This window comes from Allomuricauda sp. CAU 1633 (genome assembly GCF_017313225.1).
GTDB lineage: Bacteria > Bacteroidota > Bacteroidia > Flavobacteriales > Flavobacteriaceae > Flagellimonas.
This window is the reverse complement of record NZ_JAFLNE010000012.1, coordinates 19,582-38,857: the sequence shown is the minus strand read 5'-3', so window position 1 is coordinate 38,857 and position 19,276 is coordinate 19,582. Positions and strand designations below refer to the sequence as shown.

General features: G+C 42.6%; 19 protein-coding genes. 9 read left to right on the top strand and 10 right to left on the bottom strand.

Annotated features, from left to right (window positions below):
- Positions 1 to 195: 195 nt before the first annotated feature.
- Genes J0X14_RS18680 through J0X14_RS18670 form a run of 3 tightly spaced genes read left to right on the top strand, consistent with a single transcriptional unit; the run spans position 196 to position 2,796 of the window.
- Positions 196 to 777, top strand: coding sequence for a 30S ribosomal protein S16 (locus J0X14_RS18680; protein WP_207099349.1), 582 nt, complete (start codon positions 196 to 198; stop codon positions 775 to 777).
- 11 nt (positions 778 to 788) lie between these two features.
- The gene (gene rimM, locus J0X14_RS18675) at positions 789 to 1,319 is read left to right on the top strand and encodes a ribosome maturation factor RimM (RefSeq protein WP_207099348.1); all 531 of its coding nucleotides are present in this window, start codon (positions 789 to 791) and stop codon (positions 1,317 to 1,319) included.
- Between the two features lie 46 nt (positions 1,320 to 1,365).
- Positions 1,366 to 2,796: a sulfatase gene (locus J0X14_RS18670; RefSeq protein WP_207099347.1), complete on the top strand. Its 1,431-nt coding sequence runs from the start codon at positions 1,366 to 1,368 to the stop codon at positions 2,794 to 2,796.
- A 67-nt stretch (positions 2,797 to 2,863) separates the two neighbouring features.
- Here J0X14_RS18670 and J0X14_RS18665 read toward each other — a convergent pair whose 3' ends face one another.
- The gene (locus J0X14_RS18665; protein WP_207099346.1) at positions 2,864 to 3,433 is read right to left on the bottom strand and encodes an OmpW family outer membrane protein; all 570 of its coding nucleotides are present in this window, start codon (positions 3,431 to 3,433) and stop codon (positions 2,864 to 2,866) included.
- A gap of 170 nt (positions 3,434 to 3,603) precedes the next feature.
- Here J0X14_RS18665 and J0X14_RS18660 point away from each other — a divergent pair, with 170 nt between their 5' ends.
- Together J0X14_RS18660 and J0X14_RS18655 are read left to right on the top strand one after the other, a co-directional pair.
- Entirely contained in the window at positions 3,604 to 4,314 is a 711-nt protein-coding gene (locus tag J0X14_RS18660) for a tRNA1(Val) (adenine(37)-N6)-methyltransferase (RefSeq protein WP_207099345.1), read from the top strand.
- Positions 4,315 to 4,360: 46 nt separating this feature from the next.
- The gene (locus J0X14_RS18655; RefSeq protein ID WP_207099344.1) at positions 4,361 to 5,539 is read left to right on the top strand and encodes an acyl-CoA dehydrogenase family protein; all 1,179 of its coding nucleotides are present in this window, start codon (positions 4,361 to 4,363) and stop codon (positions 5,537 to 5,539) included.
- Here the strand turns inward: J0X14_RS18655 and J0X14_RS18650 are convergent, their stop codons facing one another.
- The 3 genes from J0X14_RS18650 to J0X14_RS18640 form a co-directional block, all read right to left on the bottom strand.
- Positions 5,540 to 5,974, bottom strand: a complete 435-nt coding sequence (locus J0X14_RS18650) for a hypothetical protein (RefSeq protein ID WP_207099343.1) — start codon at positions 5,972 to 5,974, stop codon at positions 5,540 to 5,542. It lies immediately after the preceding gene.
- Complete coding sequence (locus J0X14_RS18645; RefSeq protein WP_207099342.1) at positions 5,943 to 6,617, bottom strand: DUF433 domain-containing protein; 675 nt, start codon at positions 6,615 to 6,617, stop codon at positions 5,943 to 5,945. The genes J0X14_RS18650 and J0X14_RS18645 overlap by 32 nt, the downstream gene beginning before the upstream one ends.
- Positions 6,618 to 6,742: 125 nt before the next feature.
- Positions 6,743 to 9,040, bottom strand: coding sequence for an FdhF/YdeP family oxidoreductase (locus J0X14_RS18640; protein WP_207099341.1), 2,298 nt, complete (start codon positions 9,038 to 9,040; stop codon positions 6,743 to 6,745).
- Positions 9,041 to 9,156: 116 nt separating this feature from the next.
- On the opposite strand from J0X14_RS18640, the gene J0X14_RS18635 reads away from it, so the two are divergent.
- Together J0X14_RS18635 and J0X14_RS18630 are read left to right on the top strand one after the other, a co-directional pair.
- Positions 9,157 to 10,416, top strand: a complete 1,260-nt coding sequence (locus tag J0X14_RS18635) for a Y-family DNA polymerase (RefSeq protein WP_207099340.1) — start codon at positions 9,157 to 9,159, stop codon at positions 10,414 to 10,416.
- Positions 10,413 to 10,862: a LexA family protein gene (locus J0X14_RS18630; RefSeq protein WP_207099339.1), complete on the top strand. Its 450-nt coding sequence runs from the start codon at positions 10,413 to 10,415 to the stop codon at positions 10,860 to 10,862. Before J0X14_RS18635 ends, J0X14_RS18630 begins: the two co-directional genes overlap by 4 nt.
- A gap of 173 nt (positions 10,863 to 11,035) precedes the next feature.
- Here the strand turns inward: J0X14_RS18630 and hutG are convergent, their stop codons facing one another.
- Genes hutG through hutH form a run of 5 tightly spaced genes read right to left on the bottom strand, consistent with a single transcriptional unit; the run spans position 11,036 to position 17,118 of the window.
- A complete protein-coding gene (gene hutG, locus J0X14_RS18625; RefSeq protein WP_207099338.1) occupies positions 11,036 to 12,007 on the bottom strand; it encodes a formimidoylglutamase in 972 nt (323 codons plus the stop codon).
- A 4-nt stretch (positions 12,008 to 12,011) separates the two neighbouring features.
- Complete coding sequence (locus J0X14_RS18620) at positions 12,012 to 14,012, bottom strand: urocanate hydratase (RefSeq protein WP_207099356.1); 2,001 nt, start codon at positions 14,010 to 14,012, stop codon at positions 12,012 to 12,014.
- Positions 14,012 to 14,305: a hypothetical protein gene (locus tag J0X14_RS18615; RefSeq protein WP_207099337.1), complete on the bottom strand. Its 294-nt coding sequence runs from the start codon at positions 14,303 to 14,305 to the stop codon at positions 14,012 to 14,014. Before J0X14_RS18615 ends, J0X14_RS18620 begins: the two co-directional genes overlap by 1 nt.
- Position 14,306: 1 nt before the next feature.
- A complete protein-coding gene (gene hutI / locus J0X14_RS18610; protein ID WP_207099336.1) occupies positions 14,307 to 15,539 on the bottom strand; it encodes an imidazolonepropionase in 1,233 nt (410 codons plus the stop codon).
- A 1-nt stretch (position 15,540) separates the two neighbouring features.
- The gene (gene hutH, locus J0X14_RS18605; protein ID WP_207099335.1) at positions 15,541 to 17,118 is read right to left on the bottom strand and encodes a histidine ammonia-lyase; all 1,578 of its coding nucleotides are present in this window, start codon (positions 17,116 to 17,118) and stop codon (positions 15,541 to 15,543) included.
- A gap of 75 nt (positions 17,119 to 17,193) precedes the next feature.
- Between hutH and J0X14_RS18600 the strand changes: the two genes are divergently transcribed.
- Both J0X14_RS18600 and J0X14_RS18595 read left to right on the top strand, forming a co-directional pair.
- On the top strand, positions 17,194 to 18,081 hold the full coding sequence (locus J0X14_RS18600) for a LysR family transcriptional regulator (protein WP_207099334.1): 888 nt from the start codon (positions 17,194 to 17,196) through the stop codon (positions 18,079 to 18,081).
- 48 nt (positions 18,082 to 18,129) lie between these two features.
- Positions 18,130 to 18,684 carry a nitroreductase gene (locus tag J0X14_RS18595; RefSeq protein WP_207099333.1) on the top strand — a complete coding sequence of 185 codons (555 nt, stop codon included), beginning with the start codon at positions 18,130 to 18,132 and terminating at the stop codon, positions 18,682 to 18,684.
- Here the strand turns inward: J0X14_RS18595 and J0X14_RS18590 are convergent.
- Positions 18,681 to 19,187: a DUF456 domain-containing protein gene (locus tag J0X14_RS18590; protein WP_207099332.1), complete on the bottom strand. Its 507-nt coding sequence runs from the start codon at positions 19,185 to 19,187 to the stop codon at positions 18,681 to 18,683. The genes J0X14_RS18595 and J0X14_RS18590 overlap by 4 nt on opposite strands.
- Between the last annotated feature and the right edge of the window lie 89 nt (positions 19,188 to 19,276).

Below are 19,276 nucleotides of genomic sequence, written 5' to 3'. Positions count from 1 at the left end.
ATGAATAAAAGTACGGAAGAAGGCTGTTTTGGAAAAATAGAGTTTTTACGACTTATCAACTGGCAAAATAATATAAAAGGTGTTGTGGATTATGGGATTTAAACTATATTTGCACCCGCTTTCAGTTCGACTACGCTCACTGATCGCAAAAATGAATTAATAACCAGGGTCGGGCACCCTACAAATTAATGTGATATGCCAGTTAAGATTAGACTTCAAAGACACGGTAAAAAAGGTAAACCATTTTATTGGGTGGTTGCCGCTGATTCCAGAGCAAAAAGAGACGGTAAATTTTTGGAAAAATTGGGAATCTACAATCCCAATACCAATCCAGCAACTATTGAATTGGATGTTGATAGTTCTGTAAAATGGTTGCAAAATGGTGCTCAGCCGACTGACACTGCAAGAGCCATCCTTTCTTATAAAGGAGTTTTGTTGAAGCACCACCTCATGGGAGGTGTTGCCAAAGGGGCTCATACTGTAGAGCAAGTCGAGGAAAAATTCCAAGCTTGGTTGGATGAGAAAGAAGCTGCTATCCAAGCCAAGAAAGATGGTTTGAGCAAAGCTGATGCAGAAGCCAAGGCAAAAGCGTTGGAAGCTGAAAAAGAAGCCAACGAAAAACGAATCGCCGCTGCTGCTCCTGAAGAAGAAGTAGCTGAGGAAGCTGCAGAAGAGGCTACTGAAGCTGCTACTACCGAGGAAGCTCCTGCTGAGGAAACTGTTGCAGAGACTGAAGAGGCTCCTGCCGCTGAAGAAGCTTCCAAAGAAGAAGAGTAAGATTACGGACAATGCGCAAGGAAGAATGCTTCTACCTGGGCAAAGTCGTATCAAAATACAGTTTTAAGGGTGAGGTGTTGGTAAAATTGGACACCGACGAACCCGAAATCTACGAAAACATGGAATCAGTTTTTGTTTCATTGGGAAACAATCTGGTTCCATTTTTTATTGACCGCTGCCGACTTCATAAATCGGCTTTGCTGCGTATCGATTTTGAGGAAGTGAAGGATGAAGCTACGGCGGATAAAATTATCGGTTCCGAATTGTATCTACCTCTTTCCATGCTGCCTAAATTGAGTGGTGACAAATTTTACTTTCACGAAGTAATCGGTTTCACTCTCATGGATGAGGTACATGGTGATATTGGAACTATACAATCTGTAAATGATAGCGCTTCACAAGACCTTTTTGAGGTTGAAAAGGATGGGAAGGAACTTTTAATTCCCATTAGTGATGACATCATCACCAAGGTGGACCGGAAAAACAAGATCATCCACGTGAAAACCCCGGAAGGATTGGTGGACCTCTACCTCAATTCCTAGCATAGCATTTTAAAACCTATATTTAGGGAAACATTTTGTTTGCCCTATGCGCATATCTCTCTTTTTTCTCTTAACCATTAGTTTGATTTCCTGTGGTGAAAAGAAACCACAACCCGTTGAACCCGATCGCCCTCCGAACATTGTTCTGATTTTTACCGATGACCAAGGGTATCAAGATGTAGGGGTGTTTGGTTCGCCCAACATTAAAACGCCTCATCTGGATCAAATGGCTTCGGAAGGAGTAAAGCTTACCAACTACTACGCTGCCCAAGCGGTTTGTTCTGCATCCAGAGCCGGAATTTTAACAGGATGTTACCCCAACCGAATTGGAATCCATAATGCATTGGGACCGGACAACACCCATGGCATCAATGCTTCAGAGACCACAATTGCCGAAATGTTGAAGAAAAAAGGATATGCCACCGCCATTTATGGGAAATGGCATTTAGGGCATCATGAACAATTTTTGCCCACACGACACGGATTTGATGAATGGTTCGGTATTCCCTATTCCAACGACATGTGGCCCAATCATCCTCAACAGGGAACGATTTTTAATTTTCCGGATTTACCGTTGTATCAAAACGAAACGGTCATTGAAACATTAACCGAACAATCCCAATTGACTACGCAAATTACGGAGCGCAGTGTGGATTTTATCCAGAGAAATAAGGATAATCCTTTCTTTTTATATGTACCTCATCCGCAACCCCATGTGCCATTGTTTGTGTCGGATAAGTTTAAGGGAAAATCGGAAAGGGGATTGTATGGAGATGTAATCATGGAAATTGACTGGTCGGTGGGACAAATTATGGAAGCGCTACAAGAAAATGGATTGGAAGAGAATACCATGGTCATTTTTACTTCAGACAATGGTCCTTGGTTGTCCTACGGGAATCATGCGGGAAGTGCTTTGCCCCTCCGGGAAGGAAAAGGTACCGCATGGGAAGGAGGTCAGCGCGAACCCTGCATTATCAAGTATCCAAAAAAACTCAAAGCAGGGAGTGTCATTGATGTACCTATGATGGCCATCGACATTTTACCCACCATCGCAGAGATTACGGAGTCGGAATTACCAGAAACCACGATTGATGGAAAAAGTGCTTGGAAGATGCTAACTGGTGAACAAAAGGAACCAGTACAAGAAGCCTATTTTTTCTATTATAGAGTGAATGAACTCTTTGGGGTACGTTATGGGAAATGGAAGCTCTATTTTCCGCATACCTATCGGACCATGGATGGGCAAGAACCGGGTAAAGATGGACAACCGGGCCATTATCGAATGGTGGATTTGGAAGAAATTGAATTGTATGATGTGGTCAATGACATCGGGGAGACCCAAAATGTGGCTGAGGAAAATCCTGAAATTGTGGCCGAAATAAAGGTGTTAGCCAATACTATGCGACAACGATTGGGCGATTCCTTACTGGATTTAGAGGGTTCTGAAACCAGAGAGCCGGGAAGATTGGGGGAATGATTGGATAGTCAAACAAAAAAGGAAGCCAATTGGCCTCCTTCTTTTTTCAAATGAACACTAAAAAATTCTAGTTTTTCCACTTGCCACCACCTATGTAGAAACCAAGGGAGATGCCAAAATAGGAGTTTTTGACTTCGGCACCATCGCCAAGATCGGATTTGCCTATAAGATTATAACTTGCAGCTACTCGAAATTTTCCCAATTCGAATCCAGCACGGATTAGCCCACCAAATTTTCCATCTACTTCTACTTCATCAGGCCCCAGTTCTTGAACGCCGATATTGGCTAAAGTACTATACCCAGCACCTGCTCCCATAAATGGCGCAAAGGAGGAACTTCCGTTATGAAAATAATAATCAAAAGTACCTAGGTAAGATGTGCTTGCGGCCAAATCTGCTTCCAAGGTCAATCCACCACCTTTAATATTTTTGGCCATTGCGGCAGATTCAAAACGTAGACCAATATTCATATTGTCGGCTACATTGTACTTGGGTTCAATGGCTAGTAAAATTCCACCTCCGCCATCAGGCATTACATACCCGAAGTCAAGTCCTACGCGAAATTTATTTTGTTCCTGCGCATGTGCCCATTGTGCCAGAGATACCATCACAATGAAAGCATAAAAAAGTTTTTTCATAATAAAAATGTTTAATTGGTAATTTGATTTTATTTCAATTAAGGGTCGAAAGTAGCTCATATACAAGGTTTGAGATATCCAAATCTAATGGATGGGCGGTTTGACTTTATGAATGCTTGAGTTGAATTGGTGGGATACTGAGGTATGCCTTATATAATTACATTTGAAACATGAAACCATTTGTTTTTAAACAGTTCACTATCCATCAGGATCAATGTGCTATGAAAGTGGGTACCGATGGAGTATTATTGGGCGCATGGGCCTCTTTGGAACATCATCCCACCACTATTCTGGATATTGGAGCGGGCACTGGGTTGATTGCATTGCAGCTGGCCCAAAGGTCGCATGCAGATCTTATTGATGCTATTGAATTGGATGAAAGTGCTTATGAGCAATGTGTGGTCAATTTTGAGGCTTCACTATGGGCAGACAGACTGTTCTGTTATCATGCAGGGTTTGATGAGTTTGTGGAGGAGATGGATGAGACCTATGATCTCATTGTTTCCAATCCACCGTTTTATGCTGAAGATGTTGGCAGTGGGAATAAATCACGTGATCAGGCAAGACAAAACAGCTCATTGCCGTTTGAAGAATTGGTGGAAGGAGTATCTAAACTTCTTTCGGAAAATGGAATATTTGCCGTTGTTGTTCCTTACAAAGAGGAAGATGAATTTATAGCTTTAGCTTTGGAAGCGGGATTGTATCCAAATAGAATCACTAGAGTGAAAGGCAACCCAAAAGCGGAGACCAAACGAAGTTTATTGGAGTTTAGTTTTTCAAAAAAAGAACCGATTGTAGATGGTTTGGTCATTGAAAAAGAGCGTCATCAGTACACAAAAGAGTATATTGAATTGACACAAGCATTTTATTTAAAAATGTAACAATACACGGACTAAATGTTATATTTGACAAGTAAAACTACTATTGATGAAGCCTGATTTATTTGAAGCCCCAGATTACTACAATATAGATGATCTTCTTTCCGAGGAACATAAATTGGTTCGCGATGCTGCCCGGCAGTGGGTAAAGCGGGACATATCGCCTATTATTGAGGAGTTTGCCCAAAAGGCGGAATTTCCCAAACAGATTATTGGTGGTCTCGCAGAAATTGGAGCGTTCGGTCCTTATATTCCAGAAGAATACGGGGGAGCTGGCTTAGATCAAATCAGTTATGGCTTGATCATGCAAGAAATTGAGCACGGCGATAGTGGGGTTCGTTCCACAGCTTCAGTGCAATCTTCTTTGGTGATGTATCCCATTTTTGCTTATGGAACAGAGGAGCAGCGGAAAAAATACCTGCCCAAACTGGCCACAGGGGAATGGATGGGCTGCTTCGGACTTACAGAACCCAATCATGGTTCCAATCCTGGGGGTATGGAAACCAAATTCAAAGATGCGGGCGACCATTATGTTCTAAATGGTGCTAAACTTTGGATTTCCAACTCACCGTTTGCCGATGTAGCTGTAGTTTGGGCCAAAAATGAAGATGGTCGTATCCACGGACTTATTGTGGAACGGGGCATGGAAGGGTTTTCTACTCCCGAGACTCATAACAAATGGTCGTTGCGTGCTTCGGCTACGGGAGAATTGATTTTCGACAATGTAAAAGTGCCCAAAGAAAATTTGCTGCCCAATAAAAGTGGGCTCGGGGCACCCTTAGGTTGTTTGGATTCTGCCCGTTACGGCATTGCTTGGGGCGCTATTGGTGCTGCTATGGATTGTTACGATACGGCGTTACGCTACGCGAAGGAACGCATCCAATTTGGAAAACCCATCGCGGCCTATCAATTACAACAGAAAAAATTGGCCGAAATGATTACCGAAATCACCAAGGCACAGTTGTTGGCTTTTCGGTTGGGGCAATTAAAAAATGAAGGGAAAGCCACTACGGCACAAATTTCCATGGCTAAGCGGAACAATGTGGATATGGCTCTCAAGATTGCCCGGGAAGCCCGACAAGTACTGGGCGGAATGGGGATTACCGGGGAGTACAGTATTATGCGCCACATGATGAACTTGGAAAGTGTGATTACCTATGAAGGCACTCATGATATCCATCTGTTGATTACTGGTGCCGATATCACGGGGATTCCCGCTTTCAAATAATTACCATTTTTGAAATTTTTTGTTTTGACCGGGTTGGCGGTATGAAAACGGTAATTTTTCTTTTCTGCAGATAGATTTTATGTCATCCCAATATTTCACTAAATGTTTAAATGCATTCCAGAATGAGATTCCGCCCTTTGGTTGTTTGAAGAAAATTATTCCGATTTCATTTTCTTCATATGCCTTCTTTTCATGTTTGTGCCTTTGAATGTTTCTATCTTGCGTAAGAATAACTGCATTCTCATTTTTTAGTTTTTGAAACCATTCAATGTCAGTAGCTCCTTCATCAATATCTTTCATTGAATAAACCTCAATACTCTTTTTCTCACTTTTATTTAAGTGGTTTTGTATTATATTGAAGGCTTCGGCAAACTGCCTGGGCAAATTCTCATCAATATATATTTTAAGCGGCTTGTGAACAGAACTTGATTGCATTTTCAACTTGTTGTATTGTCAATTCATAACTATCCGCAATGAATTTCTTTTTTTCTCCATTCTTGTACAGATCATAAATTGTATCCGGATAAATTCTTGTTCCTGCAATTGTTGGATAGCCAAATTGACGTGTAGGATCACAAACTATGTCTTTATCCTTTCCAAGAGGCCATAACTTTTCAGCAATGTCATCAACGAAGTCAATTTTTTCATAAAAATGTGTAATAAAATTTGAAGTAATCTGGTTTGTTCCATCCAATGAAATTATTGTTTCATTGTTTTCTTCGAAAAAAACCCTTTTTCCAGCACTTTTGACACGTTCCATTACACTTTTTAGAGCTAAGGGATACGGGTGACTGAACTTTTGGACTAGGAGATTGTGGGCATTTATTAATTTTTTTGTGGGTACGCCAGCATCTGTTAATTTTATAAAAGTATCTAATTCAATGAGTGTGTAAAAATTAACAGCTCTGGATTTATCAGTTACCCAAGAATAATTCTTCACATATTCACCGCTAAATTTACCATCCCAATATTGTGAAATATACCTGTGTACCTTATTGTAAGGAACCCGTAGAATAAGGGATATTTCAGAAATTGTGTAGATGCCTTTTCCTACCTCAACTTTTGTTTGAAAACCCATAATAATATATGGTTAGTGGGTTGTAAGTTAAATATATTTTGAATTCAAATGAGTTTTGTAGGAAAAATATGTTCTTTTCCCGTTCCTAACTTTGTATCATCACAATGCATCAATAACTCTGATTATTAAACTTTCTCTACGGTTACCTTAATGGATTTGCTAATGGGGGTCTGACTCTTATCAGCAAAATGATTGTAGGGAACAAGCAAATTGGTTTCCGGGAAATAGGCGGCCATGTTTCCTTTGGGAATCTCATACGGAATTACCAAAAATTGTTCAGCAGTACGTTGAACCCCATCATAATTGCTGTACAAGTTGATGACATCCAATTTCTTCAATTTACGATTGGCCATATCCGCTTTGTTCATAAACACTACACGGCGTTCGTTGTAAATACCTCTGTAACGATCATTCAATCCATAAATGGTAGTGTTGAACTGGTCATGGGAACGAATGGTCATTAAAAGCAGCTCATCGGATTGGAGTTGATGGTCGGGCAAGGAGGTAATCGATAATTGAGCCATGCCATTGGGGAGCATTCTAAAATCACGCTTACGGACATTGTTGGGCAAATAGTACCCAAACCCTTTGGATTGCTCACTTGTTTTTTCAAATCCTTTTATGGTCTTATCGATAAGAGCTCGAATGAGATTGTAATCTTGTCCCAAGGCATGCCAATTCATGGAATGATTTCCTCTAAAATAGGTATGGGCCAATAGCGAAATGATCTCAGGTTCACTTTTAATGTGTTTCGATGCAGGCTTCAACAAACCTCTACTTTGACGGACTTTGCCCATGCTGCTTTCCATGGTCAAAAACTGGAGCTTTCCGTTTTTCTCATCTTTTTCGGAACGTCCAAAAGTGGGCAATAACAGCGCTGTTTTGCCCGTCACCAAATGACTTCGGTTCAATTTGGTACTGATTTGGACTGTTAAGTTACAATTTTGAAGGGCCTCCGCAGTATATTTTGTGTCCGAGGCCGCCATCACAAAATTACCGCCCAAACAAATAAATACCTTGGCTTTTTTTCCATGCATGGCTTCGATGGCTTTCACAGTATCGTGGCCGGGTTCGGTAGGTGGGTCAAAATTAAGATGTTCCCGAATCTTCTCGTTCAAGGTTTTACTTACATAGTGCATGATGCCCACCGATCGGTCTCCCTGTACATTACTGTGACCACGAACGGGACATGTTCCAGCAAAGGGTTTTCCCACGGCACCTTTCAACAATAAAATATTTACATATTCTTTGATGCATTCCACTGCATTTTTGTGCTGGGTGAGCCCCATGGCCCAGCAGATTACAATCTTGGAATTTTCGGCCAACAACTGAACGGTTTTGTCAATTTTTCGCATGGAAACCCCGGTCCTTCGTTGCAGATTTTCCATATCGTAGCGATCCAAATCCTTCAGTAGATCGTCATAACCATCAACATATTCTACAATAAATTCATGATCCAGAATATTGGAATTTTTGGCATCAAGGGCGACCAGTTTTTTTAGGATCAGTTTGGCCAAGGCAATATCCTCATTGATTTTTACAGGAAGATGAATATCGGCAATCGGTTGTCCACTGCCTAACATACCCGAAACACTTTGGGGGTTTTTAAAGCGGACCATACCTGTTTCGGCCAATGGATTTATGCTGATGACCTTACCGCCATTCTTTTTGCACTTTTCCAAGGCGGATAGCATCCTTGGGTGATTAGTTCCTGGGTTTTGCCCTACCACCAAAACCACTTCCGCCCCATATAAATCATCCAGCGTAACAGAGCCTTTTCCAATGCCCAAAGTTTCGGAAAGGGCCACCCCAGATGATTCATGGCACATATTGGAGCAATCGGGCATATTGTTGGTGCCGAAGGCACGGGCAAACATGCCGTAAAGAAAGGCAGCCTCATTGCTGGATCGGCCCGAAGTGTAAAAAATGGCTTCATTGGGGTCTTTCAGTTTGTGAAGTTCATCCGAAACCAATTCAAAAGCATCTTGCCACGAAATGGGTTCATAGTGGATACTGTTCGGTTTCAAGACCAAGGGTTCCACGACCCTTCCCAATTTGTTCAATTCATAATCACTCAATTGAGACAACTCTTCCACCGAATGCTTGGCAAAAAAATCAGCTCCAATGTGTTCCGTGGTAGCCTCATCGGCCAAGGCTTTTGCTCCGTTTTCACAATATTCCGCAACTTTTGAGGGGTGTTCGGGCACGGGCCAAGCGCAACTGGGGCAGCGAAACCCATCCTCTTGGTTCATTTCCGACAGCGTACGCATGGAACGCACTATGCCCATTTCCTTAAAACTGTGTCGTAATGCTTCCTTTATTCCCAAAAGACCTGCTGAGGTCTGCATAGGTTCTTTTAAACGAAGTCCGGTGAATTTAATATCCCCGGTAAGGGAAACATTCCGTGCCGTATCTTTTTTCATAATGGGCTAATGGTGCAATTTTGGTTCCATCAAAATGGAATGAAATTGCCTTTGATTCTTATTTTTGTTACAACAGATTTCCTATGTAATTTAGGAAAAATCAAATATTTTGAAGCATGTTTGCCTTGGTGGATTGCAATAACTTCTATGCCTCTTGTGAGCGGGCCTTTCAGCCTCAGTTCAACAATGTTCCTGTGGCCATTTTGTCCAATAACGATGGATGTTTCATTTCGCGCAGTGATGAAGCCAAAAAATTGGGTTTGCCCATGGCCGCTCCCGAATTCAAATATCGCAAGTTCTGTGAAGAAAATGGCATAAAGGTGTTTTCATCCAACTATCCTTTATATGGGGATATGAGCACTCGGGTCATGAATATTCTGGGAACTTTTACACCCGATATGGAAGTTTACAGTGTGGATGAGGCCTTTTTAAAGTTTGATGGCTTCAAAGATTACGATTTTGATGCTTATGGAAGGGAAATCCAACGAACGGTACAAAAATGTACAGGAATACCCATTAGTATTGGAATTGCGCCTACGAAGGCCTTGGCCAAAGTCGCCAATAAAATCGCCAAAAAACTGAAATCAAAAACAGGAGGAGTGTATGTGATTCAATCCGAAGAACGCCGCGTAAAAGCATTGAAATGGACCAAAATTGAAAGTGTTTGGGGCGTTGGCCATGGAAATTTAAAGCGATTGCAGACCCAAAATGTAAAAACGGCCTATGATTTTACGCAACTGTCCGATGAATGGGTACGGAAACAAATGGCGATAATAGGTCTTAGGCTCAAAAAGGATTTGGAAGGTATTCCAACCTTGGATTTGGATGATGACACCCGAGATAAAAAGGCCATTGCCACTACCCGTAGCTTTGAAGGTACCTATTCCGATATTGAGGATATTAAAGAACGTATTTCAACTTTTGCAGGTAGTTGTGCCGAAAAATTGCGGAGTCAAGGCAGCAGCTGCAACCATCTTGTGGTGATTTTGCGGAGCGATAGACACAAAAAAGATGCGCCACAAGATAGGGGTACTGCGATTGTTACCTTGCCCTATGCCACAGATTCCAGTTTAACGATAACCAACTATGCCGTTAAGGCAGCAGTTTCCATATTCAAATCGGGAATTAAATACAAAAGGGCAGGAGTGATTGTTTCAGGATTGGTGCCCACCAATGAAAGGCAATTGGATTTGTTCTTATCCGAAAATCCAAAACACCATAAGCTTATGCAGGTGATGGATGGCATCAACACCAAATATGGAGATTTTAAAATGAAGATTGCCAACCAAGACCTAAAAAGAACTTGGAAGATGCGTCAAAATCACCTTTCTCCGAGATACACCACAAACATTAATGATATCATAAAAGTGAAATGACCTCAAAACAGCCTCTAAAAACCAGTTCACTTACATTTTTTTCACCAGATGAGGGGCAGGGTTTACATATTCCTTTGTCCAGAAATATGGTTTCTGCAGGATTCCCATCGCCGGCAGATGATTTTAAGGAAAGCCGAATTAGTCTTGATGCAACCCTGATAAAAAATAAAGAAGCCACCTTTTATGCAAGAGTAAGTGGAAAATCAATGGTCAATGCAGGATTGGATGATGGAGATCTTTTGATCATTGACCGTAGTCTGGAGGCCGAGAACGGTAAAATAGCCGTTTGCTTTTTGGATGGGGAGTTTACCGTAAAGCGGTTGCACATAGAAAAGAACACCATAACATTGATGCCCGAGAACAAAAGTTATAAGCCCATCAAGGTTTCCAAGGACAGTGATTTATTGATTTGGGGGATAGTTACTTACGTCATTAAAGCTGTTTAATTTCCCGTTTAGCACATGAAAACAAATTGGTGAATCAAAAACCTTTGCTATCTTTGCCTCGTTGTGTTGGATTCCAGTCGCGATGATTGGAATCAGGTTGAAGCATCAGACCGATGCTCGCCAATGAAAGGCTTTCCTTTTGGAAGGCTTTTTTTGTTTAGGGGAGTAACAAATCAACCTCCGGTAACGGCATGTGCTACATGGTGCATCAAAGAAGCGGCTAATTTTGCCGTTTGTCCATCAATATCATACTTAGGATTCATCTCAGCAATGTCCATACTGATCAACTTTCCAGAACCGATAATCGTTTTCAAACATTCCAGTACAATATGAGGGGTAAAGCCCATGGGCGAAGCGGCACTGACCCCAGGCGCAAAGGCCGATGAAAATCCATCCAAATCGATGGTCACATACACATGGTCCACATTTTTGGTAAACGCATTGATAAAAGTGGTGATTTCTTCCAAAAAAGTGACTTGAAAGGTTTCGGACATCACATAAATCACATCAAGGTCCCTGGCCGTTTGAAATAGGTTTCGGTCATTGGCATCTTTTCGGATACCCAAGCATAGGTAGTTAAAATCGACACCCTCTTTTTCGCAGTCCTTGGCTATCTGATAAAACGGAGTGCCCGAATTGCTTTGCTCCGTATTTTTTCGCAAATCAAAATGTGCATCAAAATTGATGATGCCAATGGTCTGTCCCTCTTTTTTGGCATCCAAATAGGATTTGATGCCGTTGTAGTGTCCGTAAGCCACATCGTGCCCACCGCCCAAAACGATTGGAAACTGTTTTTTCTGCAAAAGTAGGCCAACAGCTTCAGCAAGCTGGTTTTGCGCAGACTCCATATCACCTCCATCACAGGCAATGGAACCCACATCGTGCAACAGCACATTACTGCCCAAATGGTTGGGCATTTTGGCAAAGCTATTTTTAATGGCATCTGGGCCATCCGAAGCCCCAACGCGACCTTGATTTCTACGCACTCCTTCATCGCAAGCATAGCCTAAAAGCGCAATGGATTTTTTCTGGGCTTCGAGAAGTTCGTCCAAAGGAGTGCAATGCACTTTTTCATGCAGATACAACCATTTATTGGAGATTCTGCCTGTCCAGAGGTCCTTTTTCGGGAGGCTGTAGTGTTTCATCGCATTAAAAAAGATTATCCAAAATATCGGATTCAACCAGATGAGGCAAAGTTACCTTTAAATTTGGAGTACGTTCCATTTCTCGTTCAATGGCAAATCGGGCTTCCTTATTACGAGCCCAACTTCTGCGGGAAATCCCATTGTTTACATCAAAAAACAACATCTTCTTTAACCGGATGGAGGCTTCCTCGGAACCATCGAGTACCATGCCAAATCCACCATTGATCACTTCACCCCAACCTACACCGCCACCGTTGTGGATAGAGACCCAAGTGGCACCCCTAAAACTATCACCAATCACATTTTGAATTGCCATATCAGCGGTGAACTTGCTGCCGTCGTAAATATTGCTGGTCTCTCTGAAAGGGGAATCCGTTCCACTTACATCGTGATGATCCCTGCCCAACACCACGGGAGCACTGATTTCACCCTTGGCAATTGCTGTGTTGAAGGCATCGGCAATCTTGCTCCGTCCCTCGGCATCGGCATAGAGGATTCGAGCTTGCGAGCCCACCACCAATTTGTTCTGTTCCGCTTCGGAAATCCATTTGATGTTGTCCTGCATTTGCTGTTGAATCTCTTCAGGAGCTTCGGATTTTATCTTTTTCATGACCTCAAGGGCAATAGCATCCGTTTTTTGAAGATCTTTTGGGTCGCCCGAGGTGCAGACCCATCGGAAGGGACCGAATCCGTAATCAAAACACATGGGTCCCAAAATATCCTGAACGTATGACGGATACCTGAAGTCGATGTTGTTTTTGGCCATTACATCGCCACCCGCTCGGGAAACCTCCAACAAAAAGGCATTGCCATAATCAAAAAAGTAGGTGCCTTTTGCGGTGTGTTTGTTGATGGCAGTGATTTGTCGTCGCAATGATTCCTGTACTTTTTCCTTGAAGGCTTCAGGATTGTTAACCATCATAATATTGGATTCCTCAAAAGAAAGTCCAACAGGATAATAACCCCCCGCCCAAGGATTGTGCAAAGAGGTTTGGTCAGAGCCCAAATGAATAAAAATCTCTTCTTCATAAAAGCGTTCCCAAACATCCACCACATTGCCGATATACGCCAAGGAAACCACTTCTTTGTTAGCTACAGCTTCTTTGATTCGAATGACCAATCGATCTAAACCCGCCAAAAGTTCATCCACCCAACCTTGGTCATGACGTTTTTTGGCAGCTTCGGGGTTGACTTCCGCACAAATGGTGATACCTCCAGCAATATTTCCTGCTTTGGGTTGGGCACCACTCATACCTCCAAGTCCTGCAGTCAAGAAAATCTTGCCTTCTGGGGATTCATTTTTCTTCAATACTTTCCGGAAAGCATTCATTACAGTGATAGCCGTTCCATGCACAATACCTTGAGGGCCGATGTACATATAGGAACCTGCTGTCATTTGCCCATACTGGGTCACACCAAGTGCGTTAAAGCGCTCCCAATCATCGGGTTTGGAATAGTTGGGAATCATCATCCCATTGGTGACCACCACTCGTGGTGCTTCTTTGGATGATGGAAAAAGTCCCATCGGATGACCCGAATACATGTTCAAGGTCTGCTCCTCGGTCATTTCCGCCAAATATTTTAGGGTAAGCAGGTACTGTGCCCAGTTTTGGAATACCGCTCCATTGCCCCCGTAGGTGATAAGTTCCTCGGGGTGCTGTGCCACAGCGGGGTCCAAATTGTTTTGGATCATCAACATAATGGCAGCGGCCTGATGGGTTTTGGCAGGATATTCCGAAATAGGTCGTGCATACATTTCATAATCGGGCTTGAACCGATGCATGTAAATGCGACCATAGGTTTTTAGCTCCTCCGCAAATTCGGGAGCAAGCTCTTTGTGCCAAGCTTCGGGAAAATAACGTAGTGCATTTTGTACGGCCAATTTTTTCTCTTCTTTGGAGAGAATATCCTTCCGTTTTGGAGCAGGATTCCCATTCTTTGGATAGCCCTTTTTTGCGGGTAGCTGTGCGGGTATGCCTTGTAATATTTGTGCTTGGAAACTCATCATTTAAGATTGTTGAATTTATTTTGATATATCTTGAATGCTGTGGATAAATCAGATTCAGAAAGAAAATCACTTTCTTCTTTTTTAAGGGTACTAATGAGGACACCTTCAGTAGTTACAGTTTTTTGACAACCTCCTATCAATTTAATCGCAGTATTTAATTCATCTATATTTGGAATCAATCTATGTTTTGAATCAACCCATGAAAGTAGTTGGTCTATTGGAATAGATTCTCCTTTTTCAAATGATTTTTTTATGAAGGCCATAATGTCAATGACTAAAGGTTTACTCATTTTAAGTTGTTTTTATTTGATTTCCTTTTTTCCAAACGGCACTTGGCTTCAACTGCCCTTGATGGTACGTGATTTCTTGATAGTTGTCTGTTGGGAAAATCAAAAAGTCTGCCTGTGCTCCTTCTTCCAGTTTGCCACGGTCTGCCAATCGTAATGCTGCAGCTGCTCTAAAAGTGATTCCGGAAAGTACTTCAGTATTCGATAGCTTCTCAAAAGTTCCCAAAATACTGGCTTGGGTCAACAGGTCGCCCATGGGAGCAGAGCCCGGGTTGTGGTCGCTTGCAATGGACAAAGCCCCGCCTGCATCCAAAATTCTGCGTGCAGGGGTATAGGCACATCCCAGACCGATGGACGCTCCAGGCAATGCCGTGGCAATGGTGTTGCTTTTGGCGAGCAATTGAATCTCTTTTTCAGTACTGACTTCCAAATGGTCGGCACTCACCGCATCAAAATCAACCGCAACCTGACTGCCTCCCGTGGTAAATTGGTCGGCGTGTACCGTGATATCAAATCCCATTTCCTTTGCTTTTTGAAAGTAGGGTTTAATTTCTTCAGGGGAAAAAGCACTTTCTTCCACAAAGGCGTCCACCCGATTAGCCAGGTTTTCAGCTTTGATGATGGGAAACAATTCATTGATGATTACGTCCAAATAATCTTTATCCTGATGCCAATCTTTGGGTTTCATGTGGGCTGCCAAACAAGTTGGGACTAATGCGGCATTTGTGGTTTCGTTGGCCTGTTTGATGGCGCGTAGCATTTTTAATTCTTCATCCACAGAAAGACCGTAGCCACTTTTTACCTCGATGGTAGTGACCCCGTTTTTGAGATGTTTTTTACTTCGGGAAATAATGCCTTGCACCAATTCCCCCTGTGAAGCTTTTCGGGTTTGGGTGACCGTATCCCAAATACCACCCCCCGCCTTAGCAATCTCCAAGTAGGTTTTTCCGGCATTTCGGTAGGCATAGTCACGGGCTCGGGTACCGTCAAAGCAAATATGGGTATGGGAGTCTACAAAGCCAGGAAGGCAAACATGGTCACCTTCAATATGGTGGATGTCAACATCATCGGATTTTAACTCATCAAATATTCCGACTTTGCGGATTTTTCCTTCGGAAACCAAAATGCCCCCGTTTTCAATAATGGGCAGTTGCTCATCTTTGAGTGCTCCTTTTAAAGGGAGCCCTGTCATGGGGAGCAATTGGGCAAAGGGTCCTATGAGTAGTGGTCTGTTCATTTTAATATGTTTCAAATTCCTCCAAATGTGGGGTGTTCCACTTCAGTTGTTTTTCATCCATCACAAGGTCTACCAAATCAATGATTTCCCGATTTTGGATGATTTCGATTCCTTTTTCGATATCATCCGCAAAAACACGGTCGTTTTCGGCAAAAGCGACCTTGGTTCTGAGGAATGTATGGATTTCATCCAACACAATGCCCGATTTCAACGGTTTTCTGTATTCGAACGCCTGGGCAGAGGTCAGCAATTCAATAGCGAGGATTTTCTCCACGTTTTCAATAATGTTTAATGCTTTTCTACCACTGATGGACCCCATGCTCACATGGTCTTCCTGTCCCAACGAAGTGGGAATGCTATCGGCACTAGCTGGGAAACACAAACTTTTGTTTTCACTTGCCAATGCTGCGGAAGTATATTGTAAGATCATATAGCCCGAATTGATACCTGTATCATTCATCAATAATTTGGGAACACCCGGACTGTTGCCTTCGAGGGCCAGATAGATGCGTCGGTCGGAGATATTTCCAATTTCCGAAGCGGCCAAGGCAGCATAATCCAAGGCCATGGCCAAAGGCTGACCATGGAAATTCCCACCGCTGATGGTCAATTCATCATTGATGATGACAGGGTTGTCCGTAACCGAATTGAGCTCGATTTCCAACAATTCTTTCAGGTGGAGCCATGCATTACGGGATGCACCATGTACCTGTGGCATGCAACGTAGGGAGTAGGGGTCCTGTACCCGTTCGCAATCGATATGATCTTCCAAAATTTCAGAACCTTGAAGGAGTGTTCGGATTCTGCCGGCCACATGTTGGTTGCCCTTAAAGGGGCGTAGTTCGTGCAATTCTTCAAAAAAGGGCTTCATGGAGCCTTGTAGCCCTTCGAGCATCATGGCGCCTATGATGTCCGCATGGCGCAGGCAATGCTGTAATTTGTGAACGACCATTACCCCGTGGGCGGCAATAAATTGAGTGCCATTGATCAAGGCAAGACCTTCTTTTGGTCCTAAATCGAGTGGTTTCAATCCAGTTTGTTGAAAAAGCTCTTGAGTACGGATGGTTCTTCCTTGGTATTCAATCTTCCCTAGCCCAATCAGTGGTAAAAATAGATGGGAGAGTGGAGCCAAATCGCCAGAAGCACCAACCGAACCTTGGGAGGGGACCACGGGAATGGCATCGTTATCCAAATGCCAGAGCATGCGTTGCAAAGTGGTTTCGGCAATTCCAGAAAATCCCTTGGCCAAGGCATGGATTTTAAGAATCAGCATAATTTTAGCCAATTCGTTGGAAATAGGTTCTCCCACCCCCACACTATGGCTCTGTAATATGTTGGATTGTAGAATCTTGGTGTCCGATTTGGAAATTTTGGTGTTGCACAAAGGACCAAAACCAGTGTTGATTCCATACACCGTATCGCCTTTTTCCACAATGCGCTGAACGCGTTGGTAACTCACATTCACATTTTTTAGGCATTCATCGGAGAAAACACCTTTTATGGTGCCATGGGCCAAGCCCAAAGCTATGCTTGCGGTTAAATGGTCTTCGCCAAATAGAAATGTTCGGTCTATCGCCATGTGTTTTTCTTTTGAATAAAATTACGAGTTAGGATTAATAATTACCAATACTTATTTTTGTAACAATCAATAAGTATGAATTATCAAATAGAACTTCGACATTTCATCTATTTTTTGGCCGTGTCCGAAGAGCTTCACTTTAGAAAGGCCGCGGAAAAGCTGTTCATTTCCCAACCCGGTTTGAGTACCCAAATCAAACAGATGGAGGAGATTCTGGGCACCCAACTTTTTGTGAGGGACAAGAAAAAGGTGAGCTTGACCCCAGCGGGTGAGTATTTGAAAAAAGAGGTAGAATTCGTCTTGAATCATCTGGAACAGACCAAAAAGCAGGTAAAACTTATAGGTGAAGGACAATTGGGGGAGGTGCGCATTGGTTTTTTGGGTTCGGCCATGCAAAATGTGGTACCGAATTTATTATTGGGATTGAAAGAAAAGTATCCAACGGTACATACCACTTTGGAAGAACTTTCCAATCGAGCACAAATCAATGCGATATTGGCCGACCGATTGGATTTGGGTTTTGTTCGATTATCCCGCGTGCCGAAAGGACTGGACGTGAGACCGGTTTTTGAAGACACTTTTTCTTTGGTGTTGCCTGCAGAGCATCCTTTGGATGAAAAGAACTTTAAAAACATCAATCAAGTGGCGTATGAGGACTTTATCTTGTTTTCCCAAGATTATAGCCCCATGTATTACGATACCGTCCTGAGCATTTGTGAAGATAGTGGGTTTGTGCCCAACGTCTCGCATAAGTCAGTTCATGCGCAGACCATCTTTAAATTGGTGGAGAACAAATTGGGTATTGCCATTGTGCCCACAACGCTTCAGTATGGATTTCAGATGAAGGTAAAGTTTATCGAAATGAAAAACATAAAACAACGCGCGGTGTTGAGCATGGTCTGGAAAACGGATAATAGAAACCCTGCACTTCAAAAATGTATGGATTTGCCCCTGAAATTATGATGGCAACTTTTTGGGAAGTAACTTTGGATATTAATTAAAAGAATAGCTATGATTTTTGACTTGATCAAGAACCGAAGAAGTATTTTCCCTCCTCAATATATTGATAAACCCATTGCCAAAGAAACCTTGGAAAAGATTTTGGAAGCGGCCAATTGGGCTCCTACCCACAAAAAAACCGAACCGTGGCGCTTTAAAGTGTTAACAGGCGACAAAAAACAAGAACTGGGTATTTTTTTATCCAACAAATATGAGGAAACTGATCCCAGACCAAAGCAAATGAAAATCAAAAAACTGCAATTTAATCCATCCAACTCTGGAGCGGTAATCGCGATCTGTATGCAACGGGACCCAAAAGAGAGCCTCCCGGAATGGGAGGAGATTGCCTCCGTAGCCATGGCCGTTCAAAATATGTGGTTGTGCTGCACCGAACTGGGTATTGGCAGTTATTGGTCTTCGCCCGGGCTCATCAAGTATATGGATGAGTTCTTTAATCTGAAGGAGGGCGAAAAATGCCTGGGCTTTTTTTATATAGGGTATTTTGAGGGCGAGGTAATTCAATCCGAAAGAACACCTATCTCTGAAAAAGTGGAGTGGCTAGACTAACTAAACGTAAATAGTTCGCTTGCATACTTAATTGCTATAAACACATAGAATATGGCATAGAGAAGTGTGACCACAAACTTCATAAAGGTACCCGTTAAAAAACCCAAAAACGAACCAAAAGCCGCTTTAAGAGCTCTTTTTTGGTCAATATTGTTGGAGAGCTCTCCCACAAAAGCTCCCAGAAATGCTCCAATGATAAACCCTCCTGGAATCGGAAGGAAGAGGCCGATGATCAGCCCGATTATGGTTCCCCACATACCCGCTTTACTGCCCCCAAATTTTTTGGTGCCCATAGCCGGAATCACATAATCCAAAACCGTAATGGTGATGGCAATAACAAAGGTGATGGCAAGAACCCACCAATTATCGGGCACTGCTTTGGTCAAATACAATAAAAGTAGCCCAACCCAACTAATGGGTGGACCCGGCAATACGGGTAGAAAGCTACCCAGTATCCCAACCAACATCAAAAGGAACCCCAAAATGAGTAAAGCAATGTCCATGGTTGTGTTTTCCTGTTAGACAAATGTAACCGACAATTGTTACAAACAAAATCAAAATAAAACCCTACCCTTAAAAATTTCGTAGGTAA